Below are 2,366 nucleotides of genomic sequence, written 5' to 3' on the forward strand. Positions count from 1 at the left end.
CTTCCACTTTATAGAAAGATGCATGTCCTGCAGCAAGCATTTCATGAACCCAAGCAGCGGCTTTTTCTCCTGCAGCTTCCATCTTCTCTACCGTATCTTTAACGCCAAGGACATCCCATGTCTCGAAAGGACCCAATTCCCAACCAAAACCTGCCGAGACAGCCTGATCGATTCTATAAAGTTCATCTGAAATTTCAGGGATTCGGTGAGAGCAATATTTGAACAGGTCGTAAAAAGATGCCCTGTAAAATTCTCCCGCGCGGTCATCGAAGTTGACCAAGAATTTGATTCTCTTCTTCAGGTCGTCGATTTCCTTGGAAGCCTCAAGGGCTTTGAATTTTGGCTTTTCTGTGTCCTTGTATTCAAAAGTCTTCAGGTCGAGTTCTTTCAGTTCTTTGGTACCATCCTTATGGCGGATCATTTTGAAATAGCCCTGACCTGTTTTGTCCCCCAACCATTTATTGTCATAAAGTACCTTGACAATATTCGGAAGAAGAAATTTATCCCGAGACTCGTCATGGGTAAGTGTCTTGTATAGGTTGTTGGAAACGTTGACAGTGGTATCAAGGCCGACAACATCCATGGTTCTGAAAGTAGCCGACTTGGCACGTCCGATTATCGGACCGGTGAGTTTGTCCACTTCTGAAACGCTCAAACCCATTTTCTCGATGGCGTGCATCCCTGAAATAATGGCGTATACACCGATTCTATTTGCTATAAAAGCAGGAGTATCCTTGCAAAGGACAGTTTCTTTGCCCAAGAACCTGTCTCCAAAGTCCATTAGAAAATCGATGACTTCGGGATTTGTTTTTGGTCCAGGGATGATTTCTAATAACCTGAGGTATCTTGGCGGATTGAAAAAGTGGGTTCCGGCAAAGTTGACCTGAAAGTCTTCTGACCTGCCTTCACTCATCAAGTGCATCGGAATACCCGAAGTATTTGAAGTTATCAAAGTTCCAGGTTTTCTGTATTTCTCTACTTTCTCAAAAAGTGATTGCTTGATATCCAACCTTTCGACGACGACTTCCATTACCCAATCGTAATCTTTGATTTTTGACAAATCATCATCAAAGTTTCCTGTAGTAATCCTTGAAACAGAAGAGGCATCATACAGTGATGCGGGCTTTGCTTTTAAGGTATTGTCAAGTGCAGTATTCACGATCCGGTTTCTGACAGGTTTGTCATTGACCGTCAGGCCCTTTTTCTTTTCATCATCATTGGGTTCATTTGGAACAATATCAAGAAGCAATACCTGCACGCCGATATTGGCAAAATGGCAGGCGATCCTTGACCCCATCACTCCTGAACCTAAAATGGCTACTTTCTTAATGGTTCTTTTCATAAAATATGTTGGTTTTAAATTTCATACAACTGACTGTTGTACTCATTGGGGTTTATAGTTTCAGATTGTAAATTATCTATGACATGGTTGATTTTTTGGAACACAGTAAAAAAGGTGTCCAATTCGGATTCACTGACGACTTCCCTTACATGTTCGTTGAATTCCATAATAGTCTGAACAGATATTTCTTTTTTTCTTTTACCCTCCGGTGTAAGAAAAATCCTGACCGATCTTTTGTCAATGGGATCAGGTTTTTTATAAATCATGCCTTTTTCCTCCATGCTTTTCAGCATTCTTGTGAGGCTTCGGGCTTCAAGGCCCATCAACGGCGCAATTTTGGTAGCGGGTGTTCCTTCCTTGGAGTTGATATTGATCAATACAAAACCAATGGCCGTAGTGAAATCCTCTTGAGCAGCTTTTTGGTTGTACATCCTGGAAATCGCATGCCAGGCACTCTTGATATGATAGTCAACTGTCTCTTCGCGCTTCATAGGTGTATTTTAGTACGCCTAATGTAATAAAAATATTGTATGCATGCATACTAAATTGAAAAAATGTTATGCATGCATAAGAAATTAAGTTTAGGGATTGGGTAAATAAAAAAAAATATATTCTGAATATTTAGAGAATATAGTTTTAAATTGTCTTAAGAATTCCTTAAGAGTTGGTTTTATATCTTCTTTCTTTATCGGTGCTGTATTTCCGAATACGTTTCCTTCCATGTTACCTTGCTATATAAATAAGACTACCATATCCACTTGGATCTGTTTTAAGCTTAATAAATTAAAAGTTTTCTGAAAAAATAAGGTTTCTAAAGTCAATTATAATAAATTTGCGTAAAATTAAATCAAAAGAAAATGTTCGGACATCAATTTCCTACTTACTTGCCAATCGCTTTTTTTGTTATTTTGCTAGTTACTGCTGCTATTGTTGGCAGATGGTTAGTTAAAAACGATAAAAATTACAAAGGAATAATTAAAAAGTAATTCGAATTTAAAATATTCCTTCTTGAAGGTGCAAAATT

Annotated in this window: 2 protein-coding genes; both read right to left on the reverse strand. The window is 38.4% G+C overall.

The window, feature by feature from the left end; genetic code table 11:
• Positions 1 to 1,342: 3-hydroxyacyl-CoA dehydrogenase (locus ACZFYI_RS19175; protein WP_462525728.1), on the reverse strand; the 1,342-nt coding region annotated here is incomplete at its 3' end.
• Positions 1,343 to 1,356: 14 nt separating this feature from the next.
• Entirely contained in the window at positions 1,357 to 1,833 is a 477-nt protein-coding gene (locus ACZFYI_RS19180; RefSeq protein ID WP_462525729.1) for a MarR family winged helix-turn-helix transcriptional regulator, read from the reverse strand.
• Between the last annotated feature and the right edge of the window lie 533 nt (positions 1,834 to 2,366).

It is taken from the genome of Aquiflexum sp. (assembly GCF_977115555.1).